The organism is Anoxynatronum buryatiense (genome assembly GCF_900182905.1).
Taxonomy (GTDB): Bacteria; Bacillota; Clostridia; order Peptostreptococcales; family Tindalliaceae; genus Anoxynatronum; species Anoxynatronum buryatiense.
In genome coordinates this window covers 465,214-484,801 of the sequence record NZ_FXUF01000001.1, presented here as the reverse complement: position 1 = coordinate 484,801, position 19,588 = coordinate 465,214, and the positions used below count along the sequence as shown (strand labels likewise).

At 49.3% G+C, this 19,588-nt stretch carries 16 protein-coding genes; 7 read left to right on the top strand and 9 right to left on the bottom strand.

The window, feature by feature from the left end; all coding sequences use genetic code 11:
- Positions 1-16: 16 nt before the first annotated feature.
- From QOL74_RS02190 to glk, 3 genes are all read left to right on the top strand, one after another.
- The gene (locus QOL74_RS02190) at positions 17-691 is read left to right on the top strand and encodes a DUF3841 domain-containing protein (protein ID WP_283407786.1); all 675 of its coding nucleotides are present in this window, start codon (positions 17-19) and stop codon (positions 689-691) included.
- 83 nt (positions 692-774) lie between these two features.
- Positions 775-1,920, top strand: a complete 1,146-nt coding sequence (locus tag QOL74_RS02185) for a GGDEF domain-containing protein (RefSeq protein ID WP_283407785.1) — start codon at positions 775-777, stop codon at positions 1,918-1,920.
- Positions 1,921-1,994: 74 nt separating this feature from the next.
- Positions 1,995-2,996, top strand: a complete 1,002-nt coding sequence (gene glk / locus QOL74_RS02180) for a glucokinase (protein WP_283407784.1) — start codon at positions 1,995-1,997, stop codon at positions 2,994-2,996.
- A 325-nt stretch (positions 2,997-3,321) separates the two neighbouring features.
- On the opposite strand, the gene fabG is transcribed toward glk, so the two are convergent.
- The 9 genes from fabG to QOL74_RS02135 form a co-directional block, all read right to left on the bottom strand.
- Positions 3,322-4,062, bottom strand: a complete 741-nt coding sequence (gene fabG / locus QOL74_RS02175) for a 3-oxoacyl-[acyl-carrier-protein] reductase (RefSeq protein WP_283407783.1) — start codon at positions 4,060-4,062, stop codon at positions 3,322-3,324.
- A gap of 155 nt (positions 4,063-4,217) precedes the next feature.
- Positions 4,218-4,649: a MaoC family dehydratase gene (locus QOL74_RS02170; RefSeq protein ID WP_283407782.1), complete on the bottom strand. Its 432-nt coding sequence runs from the start codon at positions 4,647-4,649 to the stop codon at positions 4,218-4,220.
- A gap of 69 nt (positions 4,650-4,718) precedes the next feature.
- Positions 4,719-5,330: a flavodoxin family protein gene (locus tag QOL74_RS02165; RefSeq protein ID WP_283407781.1), complete on the bottom strand. Its 612-nt coding sequence runs from the start codon at positions 5,328-5,330 to the stop codon at positions 4,719-4,721.
- Between the two features lie 51 nt (positions 5,331-5,381).
- A complete protein-coding gene (locus QOL74_RS02160; protein ID WP_283407780.1) occupies positions 5,382-6,908 on the bottom strand; it encodes a sodium:solute symporter family transporter in 1,527 nt (508 codons plus the stop codon).
- A 12-nt stretch (positions 6,909-6,920) separates the two neighbouring features.
- Positions 6,921-7,376, bottom strand: a complete 456-nt coding sequence (locus QOL74_RS02155; protein ID WP_283407779.1) for a hypothetical protein — start codon at positions 7,374-7,376, stop codon at positions 6,921-6,923.
- A gap of 304 nt (positions 7,377-7,680) precedes the next feature.
- Positions 7,681-9,111 carry a sigma-54 interaction domain-containing protein gene (locus QOL74_RS02150; RefSeq protein WP_283407778.1) on the bottom strand — a complete coding sequence of 477 codons (1,431 nt, stop codon included), beginning with the start codon at positions 9,109-9,111 and terminating at the stop codon, positions 7,681-7,683.
- 85 nt (positions 9,112-9,196) lie between these two features.
- Positions 9,197-10,525 (bottom strand): acetyl-CoA hydrolase/transferase family protein, encoded by a 1,329-nt coding sequence (locus QOL74_RS02145; RefSeq protein WP_283407777.1) that lies wholly within the window; start codon positions 10,523-10,525, stop codon positions 9,197-9,199.
- 122 nt (positions 10,526-10,647) lie between these two features.
- The gene (locus QOL74_RS02140) at positions 10,648-11,679 is read right to left on the bottom strand and encodes a 3-oxoacyl-ACP synthase (protein WP_283407776.1); all 1,032 of its coding nucleotides are present in this window, start codon (positions 11,677-11,679) and stop codon (positions 10,648-10,650) included.
- Between the two features lie 182 nt (positions 11,680-11,861).
- Positions 11,862-13,103, bottom strand: coding sequence for a DUF401 family protein (locus QOL74_RS02135; protein ID WP_283407775.1), 1,242 nt, complete (start codon positions 13,101-13,103; stop codon positions 11,862-11,864).
- Between the two features lie 232 nt (positions 13,104-13,335).
- Here QOL74_RS02135 and QOL74_RS02130 point away from each other — a divergent pair, with 232 nt between their 5' ends.
- The 4 genes from QOL74_RS02130 to QOL74_RS02115 all read left to right on the top strand — a co-directional run bounded on the left by QOL74_RS02130 (position 13,336) and on the right by QOL74_RS02115 (position 19,583).
- Positions 13,336-14,700, top strand: coding sequence for a Na+/H+ antiporter NhaC family protein (locus tag QOL74_RS02130; RefSeq protein WP_283407774.1), 1,365 nt, complete (start codon positions 13,336-13,338; stop codon positions 14,698-14,700).
- 115 nt (positions 14,701-14,815) lie between these two features.
- Positions 14,816-15,484: a hypothetical protein gene (locus tag QOL74_RS02125; RefSeq protein ID WP_283407773.1), complete on the top strand. Its 669-nt coding sequence runs from the start codon at positions 14,816-14,818 to the stop codon at positions 15,482-15,484.
- Between the two features lie 131 nt (positions 15,485-15,615).
- Entirely contained in the window at positions 15,616-17,652 is a 2,037-nt protein-coding gene (gene fdhF / locus QOL74_RS02120; protein WP_283407772.1) for a formate dehydrogenase subunit alpha, read from the top strand.
- Positions 17,649-19,583, top strand: a complete 1,935-nt coding sequence (locus QOL74_RS02115; RefSeq protein WP_283407771.1) for a 4Fe-4S dicluster domain-containing protein — start codon at positions 17,649-17,651, stop codon at positions 19,581-19,583. Before fdhF ends, QOL74_RS02115 begins: the two co-directional genes overlap by 4 nt.
- The last annotated feature ends 5 nt before the right edge of the window (positions 19,584-19,588 follow it).

Genomic DNA, 19,588 nt, shown 5'->3' with positions numbered 1-19,588 from the left:
AAAGATGGTGAGGAATATGAATCCAGATCGAAATCCCGCTTCAGGAAAAGTGACATTGTGGACACGGCAGGATATTCGGAGTCTCGAAGAGCTTAAAATGAATGGGGTGATTCGCATCACCCCGCAACATTTGAAGGAGAAATTTGAAGAAATCACCGACTACATTGCATCTCTTTACAGCTGGTTTGTTCAGGCGGCAAACCAGCGGGTTCCGAAACCGGCTGAGGTGATGTTTCCTGTCTGGTGCTCAGTCAGCGAGGCGAACATGTTGCGACCAACTGAAGAAACAGTGGTGTATGTGCTGGAGGTGGATGAATCGGAAGTCATCTACTTTGACAGCGTTAAATGGGATTATGTGCTGAACCACCTATATATTCCCAAAGACTCCGATGATGCCCAGACTTACCGGGAAGAGATGAGACGCCGGGGTCACCGAGATGTGTACTCATTTTTCGATCACAAAACAGCTCATTTTTATGCCCGGGAACGTACAGAGATTATGAATAGCTGGTCGCGCATTTTTGAAATCGACCAGTGGGATATTTTCCGGGTACAGGCGAATCTGTGGGAGATTCGAAATGGAATGGTGAAATCCATCCTATATCAGCAAGATGTAGTTTCAAATGAACACCTGAAAAACGAACGAAAGTTTGACGTACAAGCCGACACATTTTATAATGGCAATAGATAAGACAGAATGGTAAATCTCACTTAAACCGGGAAAAACCATGGCCGTTACATTCAAACGACAGATTTGAGACAGGCGGTTTACCAATGAAAGTGAAGATCAGGGGATTGCCAAACAATAAAAATCTTGACAGCAGACTGGAACAGCGCATTTTTCTCACATTGCTGATGATTGGCATGTTGTTGACGTTTTTGTCAGGTGCAGCCAATTTGTATTATCGGACACCAGTAGACCGGGTACTGGCACCCTTTGCCATGACAGCTATCATTGGCGGTTTTTTTTGGTATGCTGTCAGTTATGGCCGTTTTCGGGGGCCGATTTTTGCAGCCTCTCTGTTTGCCTGTGTTGGGCTGGTTCCTTATCTTTGGATGGCTCACGGAGGTCTCTTTGGAGGCTTTCCTTTTTTTGTTCCCTACCTGACAGTGGTGCTAATGGCCATCCATCAGGGGGTCAGACGGTGGATCTATTTGCTGGTGCTTTTTACCACAACTGGCTGGATGATTTACCTGGACCTGCTGGGCAGTGAACTGATCAAGCCCATCACCGATCCCCGGGTATTGCTCTACAGCAATCTATATGGCCTGATCGGTTCTGCACTGAGTGTCACCGTGCTTTTTTTGATTTTTGCCCGCAGCTATGAAGAAGAACAGCAGCGCGTCCTGAATATGGCAGATGCGCTTCGGGAAGCTAATCGTGAACTGGAGTATCTATCGCGTTTTGACACCCTCACAAGCCTTCCCAACCGACGGGATATCACCGAAAAAATGGAATATCAGCTTCGCTTGTCCAATCGAAATCAACAGCCTTTTGGATTATTGATGGTCGATGTGGATCATTTCAAAAAATTCAATGACCATTTTGGCCATCAATGCGGTGACTATGTTTTAAAAGCACTGGCCGAACTGATGTTGAGTCTGAAGCGGGAACAGGATTCCGTTGCCCGGTGGGGGGGAGAAGAATTTATTCTGCTGCTGCCGGATACAGACTTGAAAGGAACGATGGTGATGGCCGAGCGCTTGCGTTCAGCGGTGGAAAACCATTCTTTCAATGATGGCGTTAATCGTCATCAGTTAACCATTACCGTTGGAGCCACAGTCTTTGACCTGCTTTCGGACCAGATTGATCACACCATTCGAAAAGCTGACACGGCACTCTATTGGGGAAAAGAACAGGGGCGCAATCGTTGCTATGCCTATACTACCCGCATGATTGAAATGAAAGAACTGTTATAGAGCACCTTGTGAATATGTCTTTTGAATGACACAGCAACGATTGGCTGTAATGAATATCAGGGAGGTGGATAATCATGTCGAATCAATCAGTGTTAATGCTGGCAGGGGATGTGGGTGGTACCAAAACCAACCTGGCTGTTTTTGCCAGGGAAGAGGGTTTGCGCAGGCCATTGGCAGAGGCATCATTCGTTAATCGGGAGTATCCCCACTTTACAGCAGTGATCCGGGATTTTCTGAAAGAGCATCCCCTTCCGGTGAAACATGGCGCCATTGGTGTGGCAGGGCCCATTGTCAAGGGCCGGGTGGAGGTAACCAATCTTCCCTGGCAGATGGATGCAAAAGAACTGATGGAAGCGCTAAACTTTCAATCGATAACTCTCTTGAATGACCTGGTGGCTTTTGCCGGAGCCGTACCCGTTCTTGAAGCAGAAGATGTATTAACCCTCAACGCCGGTGAGGCAGAACCAACAGGTGCCATGGCAGTGATTGCTCCGGGAACCGGCCTGGGAGAAGCTTATCTTACCTGGGCTGCGGGAGAATATCATGCGCATCCTTCAGAAGGCGGTCATACAGACTTTGCGCCCCGTAATGAAAAAGAAATGGCCCTGCTCCGCTTTTTACAGAAACAGTTTGACCATGTCAGCTATGAACGAATCTGTGCAGGAATTGGACTTCCCAATGTGTACCGTTTTGCGGCGAAAACCGCAGGATTACCGTCAGAGGACGACGTTTGGAAAGAAGTAAATGCAGCAACAGATGCAACTCCGGTGATTATCAGAGAAGGAATGAAAGACGGCGGTTGTCCTGTTTGTCGGGAAGCCTTGCGTCTTTTCGTCAGCATTCTGGGAGCTGAGGCGGGCAACCTGGCACTGAAAGTGCTGGCCACCGGCGGCGTTTACATCGGCGGCGGAATTCCGCCCCGCATGTTACCTTTGCTGAAAGAGCCAGGATTTCTAAAAGATTTTCAGGAGAAAGGCCGGTTTACAGACACCATGAAAAAAATGCCCCTTCATGTGATTCTAAACCCAAGAGTAGCCTTGATGGGAGCTGCCCGATCTGGCTGGCAACAATTGTAGGGCAAGAGGACGTTTTGCTGGTCTCTGTTTGGGCGACAGATTTTTGGGTCAGAGGAAATATCCCCTTGTCGATTTACACCTCTAATGTAGCATGAACTATATGTGCAGCATAAGAATACCCGCGAACTCAGGATAATTAAATGGTCCTGATTCACGGGTATTTTCGTGCGTAAACACTGTAACGGCTTAATATATTTCATTGCCCTCTTGACGGATAGCAGAACACAGTGTAATAACTGCTGCTGCAAGGGATGTTTTTGAGACAAGGGGACATTTCCAGGGTGTTTGACAATGGCTGCGGGAGAGGGATCATCGCGTTACGGGATTACAAAACAACGCCGCCGTCAACACTGAGAACAGTACCGGTGATAAAACCAGCCTCCTGTGATGCCAGAAAAACGTAGGCGTTGGCCACATCTTCAGGTTTTCCCAAACGGTTAAGGGGAGATTTGCCTTTCATCATATCCAGCACATTTTCCGGCATTTTGGCCACCATGGGTGTGGCAATAAACCCGGGAGCCACAGCATTCACCCGAATGCCGTTTTTACCCAGTTCTTTCGCCCAGGTTTTTGTCATGCCGATGACACCCCATTTGGTGGCGGCATAATTGGTTTGACCGAAATTGCCATAAACTCCCACCACCGAAGAAGCATTGAGGATAACGCCATCCTGTTGCTCCAACATGGCAGGCAACACGGCCTGCGTACAATTGAAAACACCTTTTAAATTAATGTCAATCACCTGATCAAAAGCTTCCTCAGACATTTTTTTCAACTGTGCGTCGGCGGTAATGCCGGCGTTGTTGACCAACACATCGATACGGTTCCATTGCTGTATCACATCGGCCACCATGCGGGCAATGGAGTCTCGGTCCACAACGTCCACCTCGTAAGCCAGAGATTCTCCACCGGCCTCTTTGACAAGCGCCCTGGTTTCTTCAAGCCAATCCAGTTTCAGGTCGCATAAGACCACACGGGCATTTTTTTTGGCGAAAGCAACAGCAGTAGCCTGACCGATCCCTCTGGCGGCTCCGGTGACAATAACGGTTTGATTGGTTTGGTTCATTTGATTCCCTCCAATAATGGATGATTTTCGCCGGATGCAGCCAGCCTGTCATACTAAGATGCATGGACAGGCTGGCTGTTGTTGCAGGTTTTGCGATGACCGCTGAAAGTGCAAGAAAGTGCAATGATGACTGACGTTTCGGTGCATGGTGATGCTTATGACGAGGCGGATGCCACCGGGGGCATGACGGTTGCTTTGCCTTCAATCACCACCTGGCCATGTTGATTGGTCCAGGTGGTTTTTAGCACGACTCGGTTTTTTTCCGGATTCATATCAATCACCTCTGCCTCGGCACAAACAGTATCTCCAATCTTGACAGGCAGAGTGAACTTGATTTCCTGACCCAGATAGATGGTACCCGGGCCGGGAAGATGCATTCCCAGTACTGCTGAGATCAGCGAAACAGAAACTAGTCCATGGGCAATGCGTTCACCAAATCGAGATTTCTCAGCGGCTACCCGGCTCATATGAGCAGGATTCATATCACCGCTGAGCCCTGCAAAGAGAGACACATCGGTTTCAGTGATGGTTTTTTCAAAGGAAGCCCGGTCACCCAGACTGATTTGATCAATGGTTTTTCCCTGCATGGAGCCACCTCCTGATTGAATGGGATTGACGAAAAAAAGTTACAGACGGGCTGAGAAAAACAGCTCAGGCTATTGATGGATTTTTGTCAGTAAAAAATGAAGGTTGTCGGCTAGATGCGCCATAATAGAAGCGCCTTCTGTGTCTTCATCAGCATTCATTTTTCCGGAAGTGCCGGCGGTGCCCACCGTCCAGTAATTGGAACCTACCAAAATCAGATCATTCACACCAGCCCAGAGGGCCAGTTGTGACCAGGCGAAGGTTTGCCCGGTTTTGCGGGCCACGGTGATAGGTGCAAAAAGCTTTCGGGAAAAAATCATTTGTCCCCAGTTATATTTCTTGTCAGTGGTGTTCAGCTCATTTTTCATCCACCGGGCAGAAAAGCCGGCCCGGTCCAACACTGCTTTCAAACGAGGGGTGATGGAGCCGTTATAGACCGGCGAACCGGCAACAATACAATCAGCTTCAATCATTTCCTGAAAAACAGCCTGAAAATCATCCTGAACGACACACGCCTTATTTTCAATACACTGGTAACAGCCGGTGCACTGCTCGACTTTTTTATCTTTGAGGAGAATCAGCGATGTTTCATGACCCTGTGCCTTTAAATGGCCCAGCACCTGAGTCAGGTAAAACTCTGTGTTTCCATTGCGGGGACTTCCGCAAAGGGCAATGACCTTCATGGGGGATCACCTAACTTTCGGTTGGAATAATGAAACTGCAACCTGCTTCATTTACAGATCGATGACTGCATCTACCCGGGGATCAAGATTTTCATCTGAAGAACCCTTGGTGAAGAGTGAGACAACGACAGTGACAACGATGGCTGCGGTAATAACGTTGACATACCAGGGAAGACCGCCGGGCCATCTGAAGCCGCGGTTATTCAGAATCAGAGATACAATGTTCAGTGACAGGGCAACTGCCAGGCCGGAGAAGACTCCCTGAGAGCTGGCACCCTTCCAGGTGAGACCCAGAATGAAGACGGGGAAAGTGGCAGACATCAGAGTTCCCCATCCAAAAGTACCCAGAATGGCAACGGCTTCGCCGCTGGCCAGTGCGAAAAAGATGGCGCAGATGCCGATGACAAATGTTGTGATACGGGAAATTTTGATCTGGTTATCAGCAGTCAGGTTCACGCCAAAAGCAGAAGGCAGATCCCGGGAAATAATATTGGAAGAAAGGGTGAGGAACATGCTGGCGGTTGACATGGAAGCTGCCAGAATGGCTGCGTATACGAACATTTGAGAAAAGCCGCCCACATAGTCGGCAACGGCAAAAATGGCGGTATCGTTGTTGGCAAGAGGAGCGACCAGGCCGTTGCCCACCAAATAAAGTGCACCATACCCCATGGTCAGGGCGAAAAGACCAATGACAAAGTGTCCCAGACCGGCGTAGGCGGCCAGCTTAGGCATGTCCCGGGGATCTTTCAGTGCATAGATGCGTGTCAGCACCTGAGGCTGCCCCATGGTTCCCAGAATGGGAATAAACATCCAGGTCATGGCAATGGAACCGGGAAGAACTCCCCAGGCGTCCATCATTTTGGGCGAAAAAGCTTTCGCCAGTTCCTGACCTTCGACTGTGGCAGCCACTTCACCTGCAGTGGAAACCACTTGCACCACATTAGCGAATCCGCCGGTCATGATCAGAAAAGAAAAGACCATGATGAGGCCGGCCACAATCATCACCAGTCCCTGGAAGGCCTGGGTCAGAATGCCACCCACCTCACCACTGAGTGCGGTGTAGACGGTGAGAATTCCAAAAATAATGAATCCGGCCACATAAGGGTTTAATCCCAGCAAGTGGGCAAATAAGGTGGAAGAAGCGCTGATTTGAGAAGCCAGATAAGCGATGGCACCCAAAAACAATATAACAGAGAGGAGTGCCTTAATCCCCCGGTGGCGGTCAAAGCGAATATCAGAAATATCTCCCAGACTGGCAATGGGGTAGATTTCGGCCATGGCCCGAATTTTTTTACCAATGGCGATGTAAGCCATGGCAAAGGCACAGGAAGAAAGCATCCATAAATTCATGGTGTTACCGGTGCCATAAATCAAACCGGGCACTCCCACAACAGCAAAGGCACTGGCGACAGCAGACACAGTGGAAAGACCGACAGTGACAGGACCAAAAAGGGCAGTTCCCCCGAAAAAGGACTGGGGATTAATGGCTTTCTTCTTAGCGGCCCAGCCGATGATAAAGGAAATGACGATCATACCAACTGAAAAAAACAGAATGGAATAGCGGGCAGTATTTGTCATGTGATTCACTCCTTACACGTTGGGATGTTCCTGGTTAAGTGCTTCTATTTTTGCTTTAAAAGCATCCCAGGAATCTTCAGAGAGCCATTCAGAGGCATAGAGAATAAGACCTGCCGTTAAGGTGAGCATTCCGCCAATCCAGTAGGCGATGACAATCGCTCCAAAAGACGGATGAAATCCTAAAATGGTAAAGGAGGGCATGACCCCCATAAATGCCTGGGAATAATATTCAGCGATGTAGAAACCAGCCAGCCATAAAACTGTCCAGGATCCCAGGGGATACAGCAACATTTTTTTGCTGAGCTTACCATTCTGGGCAGCACCCATCATCATATGTAACAACATCAGCACCACGCTCAGGCATAAACCGAAAAACCAGTAACCAAACCAGCCGCTGAGAGTGATGATGATCCAGCAGGCGGTGATCAACAATACCAGCAATGTTTTGCGATCTTTCATATCAATCATGACATTGACCTCCTTCATCTTGTTTTGGTAAATGAATGAATGCTTCGATCCTCCTTCTGCCTGTCGGCTTTGTTGGGCGTGACCCATGGTTATCACGCTTCTGGAGGATATTATTGCAAGGAGCGTGCCAGTTGGAAAACGTTTTGAAAATGACTGTTTTCAACGAATTTCTCTGCAAGTATCAACAGATTTTGTAACAGGAATGCGACAGTGTGCTAAATTGTTACGGGGGGTGAAGAGACATCCGGGAATCAAAAAATCCAACCCGAAGGAGTTGGATTTTTGAAGGATCACGGCAGTCTGGTTAACGGTCGTGGGCTTTCAGTTTGCGGTACAGTGTCATTCGGTCGATTCCCAGCAGTTCAGCTGCCTTGGATTTGTTGTTGTCGCAGATTTCCAGGGTGTCTTCAATGATTTTGACTTCGATGCGTTTAATGATTTCTGCAAGCGAATTGTGAGGCTGACTGCCCAGCATCTCGGCAGTATCATTGGAATCAGCAAGACCGCCAAGAATATCCTGAAGAATTTCTTCCGGAATCAGCTCTTTTCCGATGATTTCACCTTCGGCAATAACAATAATGCGACAGACGATGTTTTCCAGTTCCCGAATATTTCCCGGCCAGGGATAGCGACTCAGCAGCCGGATCACTTCGGGGCTGAACTTTCGGTAAATGCCGGTTTTTTGATAGAAAAGAGAGCTGAAGTGCTCGATGAGCAGTTCGATGTCTTCCACCCGCTCCCGCAGGGCCGGAATGTTCAGGTTTAACACATTCAGTCGGTAATAGAGATCGGAACGGAACTCCTGGGTTTTGATTTTATCATGTAAATTGCGGTTGGTGGCTGAAATCACCCGCACGTTAATGGATTTGACCTCGTTGCCGCCAATACGTTCCACCTGGTTTTCCTGCAGTACCCGCAACAACTTGGACTGCATGCTCAGGGGCAGGTCTCCAATTTCATCTAAAAACAGCGTGCCATGGTTTGCCAACTCAAATTTCCCCAGTTTTCCTTTTCTGCTGGCTCCCGTAAAAGCACCGGCTTCATAGCCGAATAGTTCTGATTCCAGCAGGGTTTCGGGGATGGCAGCACAGTTGATGCTGACAAAGGGTTTGCTGCGTCGATCACTGTGATGGTGGATTGACTGGGCAAAAAGCTCTTTGCCAACGCCGCTTTCACCGGTGATGAGCACCGGTAGATCGGTGGCGGCAAAAGAACGGGCCCTGTCTTTAAAATGTTTGATGAGTGGCGACTGGGTGATAATATGGTCAAAATGGTATTTGGCACCGGAGGAGTTGCGTTGATCGGTGTTGTCATCCCAGTCGGGACGAATGGACTGAATGATGGACTCCCGGATTCGTTTGGCATTTTCATGGCTTTCAAGGCCTTCAATCACCACCATGCCGGCGGCGCCAATCACCTGATCGCCGTCGAAAATGGGAATACGGTCAACGACAGCCACCTTGCCTGTGGCAAAATGATGGGGGATGCCTACTTCTGGAATACCGGTTTTCAGGACAATGGGCAGGCGGGTGGTGTGATCGAACTCCAGTAGTGGTCGGCCCAGGGCATTTTTAAAGTCTGGAGCGCCATAAAAGTTGAGAAAAGCTTGGTTCATCACCACGACAATGCCGTTTTCATCCACAATGTTGATGGGAAGTGGCAATTCGTCGAATAATGACTTGGGTATATCCTGGAAAAGCTTTTCAAGATGTTTGTCAGCCCGTTCATTGAACATTGTTTCACCTCATTATGCATCCTGTCGCCCTTTGGAGTGCGATGTTACCATTTCATCTTATCATATTCTCTGCCGGTTGCTAAGTCTAAAGAAAATTCATTTTCTTGGCTTCGGCAGTCAATTCTTCCCTGAAGTCGGGGTGGGCAATATCAATTAACTGACGGGTGCGGGAAGCAATAGACTCACCACGCAGGGCAGCCACACCATATTCGGTGACCACATAATCCACATCATTACGAGACAGCGAGACAACTGCTCCGGGCTTCAGTGTGGGAACAATTTTGGAAATATTTTTCTTCTCACCATTGGCATCAGTGATTTGAGCGGTTGAATATAAGGCGATAAACGATTTTCCGCCAGGTGATTTTTGAGCGCCGATGGCAGTGTCTGCCTGTCCACCGGTACCTGAAAACTGTTGGTAGCCAAGAGATTCAGAGCAGCACTGGCCGCCAAAATCAACTTCTATGGTGGTGTTGATGGAGATCATTTGATGATTTTGAGCGATGACGGAAGGATCATTGGTCCAGCAACCCTGCTGAAAGAGCACGCTGGGATTATCATCAAGAAAATCATACAATTTCTGTGAACCAAGAGCGAAGGTGCACACAGACTGATCTCGGTGGAGGGTTTTCATGCTGTTGGTGACAGCTCCCTTTTCAATGAGATCCACCATGCCGTCGGTGAACATTTCGGTGTGAATACCCAGATGTTGGCGCACTTCCAATGCTTTGGCAACAGCATTGGGAATGCCTCCGATGCCCAGCTGAATGGTGGAACCATCTTCAATACGTTCGGCAATGAGAGCGCCAATGCGTTCATCATAAGAATTAATACCATTCACCGGCAGGCAGGGGATGGGTCTGTCGGTTTCCACCAGGGCATCCACCTGGGAAATATGAATCTGATTGTCACCAAAGGTGCGGGGGAACCGATTGCTCACCTCAACGATCACCAGCGCTTTTCCCGACTGAATCAGCTGTTTTTCATAGGTATTGCCGATAGACAGGCTCAGGTAGCCATGACGATCCATGGGGGCGCAGGTGGTCAACAGCACCGGCCGGCGGTCAGCGGTGGCGGTGAGACGCTTATCCATGGCCCGGTGCAGATGGTTGGGCTGAAAGGTGATATGGGGCTGGTGATTGTTTTTGCGCATCACCGGCGTGTAAAACCAGGAGGAAACAGTGAATGTTTGACCATATTTGGGATTAACGAGAAACTCGTAGGCTCCCATGGGCAGCGTGTTGGTAAGAAGCAGGTCGCTGACTTTTTGATCACTGAGTTCATGCAGTGATTCCAGCAAGGTCATGGGCTCGCTGGCGGCCAGCCCGCATATAAGGTGGTCGCCATTGGCGATGAGCTGTAAGCATTCGGCAACCGTTCTCTTTTTTTGGGTGTATATTTCTTGAACTGACATAATCCATCCCTCCGATTTTTATCATTTGATCATCAAGCTGGTTTCGATAAGGCAATGAGTTGTTTTTCTTGCAGAGACTGTTGGAAGCAGACCCTGAGGGGAGTCTTTTATGGAACTGACCATTACTCAGCCGGTTTACCCCACCGTACCAGCGTGCAGGCAAAGGCATAACCGGTACCGGCCCCCAGCAGTGCGCAGAGGCTGCCATCCTTCACCAGGCCTTGTTCAATCCCCAGATGGAGGCAGAGAGTTTGGTCCACGTGACCACAGTGTCCGTGATCGCTGAGATAAACAGACTGAGATTCTGACAGTCCCAAATCGGCAATGATGGCTTTATGGGCTTTGGGATTGATGTGGGTGATTCCGATGAAATCGATGGCGTCGGTGGTGAATCCGGATTTTTTGACGGCTTGCCTCACAGCGCCTGTGAAGGCTGGAAGAGAACGTTCTCCCAACAGGGTTTTCATTCCCTCGGGATCGGGGAGGTGAATCTTACTGGCTTTCCGCAGGGCTTCCGGATCAGCAGCGATGCTTTCATCAATGGGGTGAAGAGAGCCGCCCCATTTGCCGATGACTTGGTCGCAGAAAACATGGTCGGTGATAACGGCTGTTTCCAGTATTTCATTTTCGGAATGATTTTTCCGCAGCAAAATGGCGCAGCCTGCCGGTGACATGTCAAACATAAATGACTGATTTTTATCGGTGTAATCAATGAGGTAAGCATTGGTGTTTCCGCCGGCAATGAGCACCTGATTGAGGTCTGGGTCGCTGCGCATCATATCTTTGGCCACCTTCAGGGCCAGCGGTGTACCGGCGCATCGGAACCCCAGATCCCAGGCATAGGCGTTGTCGGCACCCAGTTCATTCTGAATTTTAATGGCAGCTGTCCAGCACACGTACTCGCAATAGGTCTCACCGGAAAAAAGAATCATGTCCAGATCCAGAGGATCCACCTGGTTGCGTTCCAGCAACTTTCTGGCGCTTTTCACAGCCATCATGGCAGCATGATCCTCCGGGCCGCCCACATATTTTTCGTTGATGCCCATTTTAGTGCGCAGAATTTCTGACGGAATGTTGACAAGGGGCGATAATTCTTCTGCAGTGATTTTTTGATCAGGCAAATAGTTTTCATAATCGACGATGCCAATTTTCATGAGAATCCTCCTTTAAAAGAATATGACCATAGGCATTGCAAGGCTTGTGCCAGAAATAATACGCGCTAAAAAACCCTGTAACGGGAAACGTTACAGGGTTTTTTGAATGATAATGGCAATATGATTTCACGAAAGATGAAAGACAGGGGTGTGACATGTCACAATTCTGTTACAGTCATCGGTTATCGCGTCAAGGTTAACAGAGAAAGAGTGGTCACCATGAGAATCAAAACAGTGGCTGGTGCATAAAGTCGGTATTCCCGATAAAGTTGGCCGGTGGTCACCTTCATCATTTTCAGGGTGAAGGTCTGGCAAAGATGCAGTGGGGAGAAGTAGTAGCCCAAGAAGGCGCTGATCAGCAGAAAATATGCAAATATGTGGAGCTGTACCATGGTCATATCTGTGCTGATACGAATGAGCATGGGCAGTGTGACTGCCAGGGGTGCATTGATATTTCCTGTGATGAAACCAAAAAAAAGGGAGGTGGCCATGAACACGCCCATGACTGAAAGAGAACTGTTGCTGGCGGCAAAAATGGCATCAAAGAGCATCAGCAGGCTGTCCATTTGAAGAATGATATCTTTCATCACCAGCACAGCAATAATGATCAAGACGGTATCCCAACTGGCAGATTTCCACAACACCTGAAAAAAACGATGACGGTTGGATTGGAGATACACAATGCCAATACTGACCAGCATAGTCATATAGAAGGGGAGTCCAGTGGCGGCGTTAATCAGCACAGGTACGTAAATAGGGGCAGTGTCCAGAAACAAATGACGCAAATGGACGGCCCGGTGAACAGTCTGATGTGCTTCTGTGACGGGTTCTGATGGAATGTTTTTCAAATAAAGAAAATAAGCCACTGTGAGTGCCAGAAAGAGAAAAATAAGGGTGAGCAGCAGCACCCAGTAAATATTAATGTGAGGCAAGGACGATCGAATCAGTAAAATGGTGGATGAAAATGGGAACAGAATCATGGCCACATGACGGAAAACCAGATTGACTGCGGCCCGGCGCGCCGGAGCTAACCCGGCATCAGCACCGATTTCATCCACAAAGGGGGCTGACAGAATGGCACCGCCGGGAATAATCAGTGTCCCAATAAGACCGGGGATAATAACCAGCACTGTTCTTTTGCTGCTGACAAGAGCAAGAATAGACGTCACAATACGATCCAGCACGCCATAATGCTTCATGGCGCCACCTACCACACTAACCAAAAGAACAGTCAGAATGGTATCCCGGGAAGGGGCGTGGGTGAAGACACCGGTGGCAACCTGACCAACGGCAGGCAGGCCAATACCCGAAAGAACGGCCAGAATGCCGGCAGTGACAGCGATGGTATGACTTAATTTTACTTTTAAGTGAAGCAGGACGGGAATGCAAAGAAAGGCGACAAGAGTTGCAATAAGCTGGTTCATGGGGATCTCCTTCAGCAAATGATGTGATGTTGAACATAATGTACATTATACTACATATAAAAAAATTTCCAATGGGATTGAAAAAAGAAAAGGGATCGGTTACAATAATTCAATAGTTACCAGAAAGGAAGCAATATTCCAAAAAATGAGACGAGAAGGTGATATGAAGCCGCTTTCTTATTGTTGAAATCCACTGCAAGAGACACATCAAAACATGCTAAGGGGGCATTCTATGGACAACATGGGTATTATTTCCATCATTCCTGCTATTTTTCTCATTGTGTATATCTTTTATACGAAGCGTATTCTTGAAGCACTCACACTGGCTTGTCTCATGGGATTCTTCATTGGCCATCGGGGTGGGTTTTTTACAGCCTTTATTGATGGGTTGCTGGACGTCAGTATGGATTATGACATGATTTGGCTCTGGGTGGTGTGCGGCCTCATGGGCAGCATTATTGCCCTTATTGAAAAAGCCGGTGGTTCCTTTGCCTTTGGTGAATGGGTCGCGAGACGGGCCAAAACCCGAAAAAGCACCCTGATCTGGACCTGGATTCTGGGAATTGGCATTTTCATTGATGATTATCTTAATTCACTGACGGTGGGTTCCTGCATGGCACCCAATACAGATCGACACAAGGTTTCCCGGGAAATGCTGGCCTATGTGGTGGACTCCACCGCAGCACCCATTTGCGTGCTGATTCCCATCTCCACCTGGGCGGTTTTTGCGGCAGCACTTCTTGAAGCCAATGGCTTCGCCCCCCGGGGAGAAGGCATGTTGTATTTCATCCGTACCATTCCCTATAATTTCTATGCCTGGATTGCCGCCATTATTGTGCCATTGGTGATCATCGGCGTGATTCCCCTTGTGGGGCCTATGAAAAAAGCAGAACAGCGGGCGCAGGAAACCGGTGTGCTGGCGCCTCCCGGATCAGAAAAAATTGACATTAAAGCCGGCGAAATTATTGAAGCCCCTGAAAATCCCAAAATCATCAATTTCTTTCTGCCCATGATTTTTCTGGTGGCAGCCACCATATACTTTGAAGTGGATATGATGATGGGTGTCATTACCACCGTGGCCTTTATGTACGTACTGTACATTCCCCAAAAAATCATGACTTCCGACGATTTTTGGGATTTATCAATCAAAGGCATCAAAAATATGATCTACCCCCTGATGCTCATGGTGCTGGCTTTCCTGTTCGCAGAAGCCAATGAACAGATCGGTTTCACTTCTTATATCATTGAGTCGGCCACGCCTCTCATGACGCCTCATCTACTGCCCTTGGTGGTGTTCATTGTGCTCACCATCACCGAGTTCATTACCGGTACCAACTGGGGCATGTATATCATCGCCCTGCCCATCGTGATTCCCCTGGCGCTGAATGTGGGTGCCAATCCTTTTATGGCCATTGGCGCGGTTCTTTCCGCTGGCGTTTTCGGCAGCCATATCTGCTTTTATTCCGATGCCACCATCCTCACCTCGGCAGCCTGCGGATGCGACAATTTTCAACATGCCCTCAGTCAGATGTATTATGGATTCATAGCAGCAGGATTATCGGCTGTGGCATTTCTGGTGGCCGGATTCATTTTTTAATGGAAGACACATTATCCAAGTCGTTTGTTCATGATGACTTCAACCTCACCGGCAGTCTTGTGACTGCCGGTTTTTTGCGCTACAATGGATGCTATCGAAGGAGAAGAAAGGAAAGATGCCCATGGACGCTGTGACAGTTACATCCATTTCATTCACATTGTCCCGATCGCAGCTGGCCGCCAGGCTTGCGATTCCGGAAGCATCGCCCCGGTGGAATCGGGTGATGGCGCTGGCACGACAGGCAGAATCCATCGGGGGCCTTGGCGGTGCCTATCTTCCGGTGACCATTGACCATACAGGCGATGGGTTTATCATTGCTTCCGGTATTCGGATCAACAGTCGCATTCTTCAGGAACAAACGGAGCATCGACAGCTGATTTTCCCCTTTCTGGCAACCTGTGGTCGGCCGCTGGAAGCCTGGGCTCAGTCCTTCACAGGCATTACTGATCGTTATGTGGCAGAGGTGATGACAGAGATTGCTTGCATGGAAGCGTTGGAAAACATACTGTCAGAAGTGGATACCCGTTATTGCCTGACCAATGCGTCCATGGTGAATCCCGGCTCTTTGGAAGACTGGCCCCTGACAGGTCAGACTCACATATTTGAATTCTTGCATCAGGCAGCCGCCGGGTTGGGCGTGACCCTCTCACCGGACTGGCTGATGAGTCCCCTGAAATCTATGTCGGGCATCCGATTTTCGGGAAAAACCCTGCACCTGAACTGTGCCCACTGCCCCCGAAAAGCTTGTGTTGGCCGGCGCGAGCTTTATGAAAACCCCTGCTAACAGAAATGAAGGACACATAAAGGACAGATAGATGTGTTTCGTTTCTTCCAACAGGGGTATTTTTTTGCCAGAAGCAAAAGGCAGAAAAGAAGTATAATTCAGAAAAAAACATCCCAAAAGGAGGAACTCATGTGAGACGCAAAGAAACCACCTGTGGGTACTGTGGCTGCGGCTGTGGCATTTATGTCAATATGGCCGACGATGGTACCATGCTGGGGGTCACTCCCAGCTATAACCATGTGGTCAGCCAGGGAAAGCTTTGCTCCAAGGGCTGGCACGGATTTGCATTTGTCAAGGATTCCCGGCGGTTGTCCAGCCCGCTGATCCGCCAGTCTGACGGATCATTCCGGGAAGCTTCCTGGGAGGAGGCCCTTGAAAAAGTGGCCACAGGTCTGAAAGCTGCCATGACCGGCGGTGACAACACCAACGCCATCGGTGTGGTCACGTCAGCCCGCTGTACCAACGAAGAAAACTTTATGCTGGCAAAACTGGCCAGGGCCGGGTTGAAGACCAGCAGTATTGATCACTGCGCCCGCCTCTGACACAGTCCCACGGTGGAAGGTCTTTCCACCTCTTTTGGTACCGGCGGCATGACCAACTCCATTGATGAAGTCAGTGATGCAGATCTTATTCTGGTCATTGGGTCCAACACCACAGAGCAGCACCCGCTGGTGGGCACCCGCATTTTTGAAGCCCTTGAGAAAGGCGCTCAGCTTTATGTGGTGGACCCACGAAAAATTCGACTCACCGACTTTGCCCATGCCTATGCACCCATAGAGCCCGGCACCAACCTGGCTTTTATTAACGCCATGATTCAGGTCATTATTGAAGAAGATCTGGTAGATCAGCATTTCATCGAAACCCGCACTGAAAATTATGAAGCGGTGAAGGCCTCAGTGGCACACTGCACACCGGAGTGGGCAGCTCCCATCACCCGGCTGTCGGCGGAAACCATCCGCCAGTTTGCCCGCACCTACGCCAAAACAGATAAAGCCATGATTTTGTTCACCATGGGAGTGACCCAGCAGACAACGGGTGTCAAAAGCATTCGGGCGCTGGCTAATCTGGCCATGATGACCAACCATGTGGGTCGCCCTTCAACGGGGATTAATCCCCTGAGGGGACAGAACAATGTGCAGGGTGCCGGTGATATGGCAGCTCTTCCCAACTATCTTCCCGGTTACCAGTGGCCGGAGTGGCCAGAGACAAAAGAGCGCTTTTCCAAGGTGTGGGGTGATTTCTCCTGTTTGCGGGGCAATAATATTATACAGATGTTTGACCTGATGGATGAAGGCATCATGAAAGCCATGTACATTGTGGGTGAAAACCCGGTATTGTCAGACCCAGACCAGACTCACACCATTCACGCACTGGAAAAAATCCCTTTTTTGGTAGTACAGGACATTTTTCTCACAGAAACTGCCCGGTACGCCGATGTGGTGCTGCCTGCCGCCAGTTTTCTGGAACGGGATGGCACTTATACCAATACCGAACGGCGGGTACAGCTGATTCGCAAGGTGATCGAACCGGTGGGAGACTGCAAGCCAGACTGGGTCATCATCAATGAGATCATGAAGCGGATTGGCATGACGGTGGATTATGAGTCGCCGGCCCAGGTAATGGATGAAATCAACCTACTGGTGGATTCTTACGGAGGCATTACCCATGAACGGATTCAGGAAGTGGGTCTGCAGTGGCCCTGCCCCACCAAAGATCATCCCGGAACACCCATTCTTCATGTGGGTGAGTTTAAACGTGGGAAAGGTCTTTTCACCGTCAATGACTGGGAACTCATCGGCGACCAGCGCAGCGAAGCATTCCCCTTCATCCTCACCACCGGTCGGGTGACCCACCATTATCATACCGGTACCATGACCCGGAAAATCTGGACGCTGGACAGAGAATATCCCAAAGGCTTTGTGGAAATTCATCCCAAAGATGCGGCAGATCTGGGAATTCGGGAGCACCAGGAGGTGCGCATCACCTCAGCCAGGGGAACCATCACGGCACCGGCAATGATCACAGACCGAATCAATGAAAAAACCGTGTTTATCCCCTTTCATTTTGCAGAAATCCCCGTCAACCGGCTCACCGGAAGAAACTTGGATCCCATTATCAACATTCCCGCCCTGAAAGTATCGGCGGTTCGAATCGAGGTGGCGTCATGAGTGAAAGAAGGTTATATACGCTAAAGAAAGAAAGCTTGAACGCTGTTCTGGAAATATGGAATCAGCAGACACCTGTGTATGTTCCCAGCGGCCGGGAGAAAGATATTACCCTTCAGCCCATGGATGAGGCACAGCGGACAGAAGACTACATTAATCTCACACTTCCGGTGAAAGAAATGGTGTTTGAGCAGAAGGAAGCCCTTTTCAGCTGGGAACGCGGGGAATCAGGCATTCAGGTGGAAAACCTGGCCCATCGCCATGCCGGCAATCGGATACTCTACGGCGTTCGCGCCTGTGATACCTATGGCATTGCCTATACCGACCGTTTTTATCTCAAAGAATTTCTGGATCCCAACTACCAGTCAAGACGGGAGACTGTGACCATTGTGGCTGTCAACTGCCTGCGGGCAGGAAAGCACTGCTTCTGCACTTCTGTGGGTACCGGCGTCTTTTCCACCATTGGCCATGATCTGGCGCTGACAGAACTGGAGGAAAAATATCTGGTGGAAGTGGCCACTGAAAAAGGACAAGATCTTATTGATGCGGCTGCAAAGTGGTTTGCACCGGCAGTTTCCCAACTGCTGCAGGATAAAGAGACGCTTCGGCAGCAGGTGGAAGAAAGCTTCCCTCTGAAAATGGATCTCACCAATCTCTGGGATGATATGGCCCGCACCTTTGATGCCGATTTCTGGCTGGATGAAGCCCACGCCTGTATCGGCTGTACCGGTTGTACCAATGTATGCCCCACCTGTACCTGTTTCAATGTGGTGGAAGAGAAACAGCAGGAAGACCGGGGGGAGCGGGTACGCTACTGGGATTCCTGCCAGAGTGACCATTTCACCCGGAATGCGGAGCATCATAATCCTCGCGATGCGGTATCCCGTGTGCGTTACCGTATTTATGACAAGCTGAAGTACATTGAGGAACGGTTTGGATACAAGGGCTGTTCCGGCTGCGGCCGTTGTACTGATGTGTGCCCCACTTATATCAGCATTATTGACATCATTCATGCCATGCAGCAAACAGTCAGAGAGCAGGCCACCGAACCGGCAGTTCATCAGATGACTGCCATGCGTCATGAAATTTTTGATCGTGAAATCAACTCTCGCCGGGGACTGTACGCGCCAGATGTGGCCACCATTACCCGCATGAAACAGGAAACACCCGAAATCAAGCGGATGTTTGTGAAATATGACGACCCTTCTCTCCATGAGCACTACCAGCACAAAGGCCAGTTTTTTCAGGTGACGGTGTTTGGTGAGGGAGAAGTGCCTTTGTCAATTCCCTATGGACCTGAACAGCAGGATGAGCTGGTTTTTGATTTTAAAAATGTGGGCTCAGTCACTGAAGTGCTGTACCAAATGCAGCCCGGTGATAAAATTGGTCTTCGGGGGCCTTATGGCAGAGGATTTCCCTACGAAACACTGAAAGGACGCAATTTGGTGTTTGTGGGTTCCGGTGTTGCCATGGCACCACTGCGCACCGTTTTGGAGCCGGTATTACAGCATCGGGAAGATTTCGGCCGGGTGGAAATCATGGCCAGTGCCCTGCGCTATGAGAAACTGATTTACAAGGAAGAAATGAAGGCATGGAGCCAGGTTGCGGGAGTGACGGTGCATTATGCTCTGAAAGACCCCACTGATGAGGTGAAAGCCCACAATGGTTATGTGAACGATCTTCTTCCCGGGTTAAATTTGGAATGGCAGAATACCACCGCGCTGGTGTGTGCTTCTCCCAGCCGCATCAAAAAAGTGGCCAAAGATTTAATGACACTGGGAATGAAACCATCTGATATTTTGGTGACCCTGGAAACCCACATGCGGTGTGGTGCTGGAAAATGCGGCCACTGCAAAGTGGGGAGTCACTACATGTGCGTCGACGGGCCTGTCTTCACCTATGAAGAAATGATGACCCTGCCGCCGGAATATTAATAAAA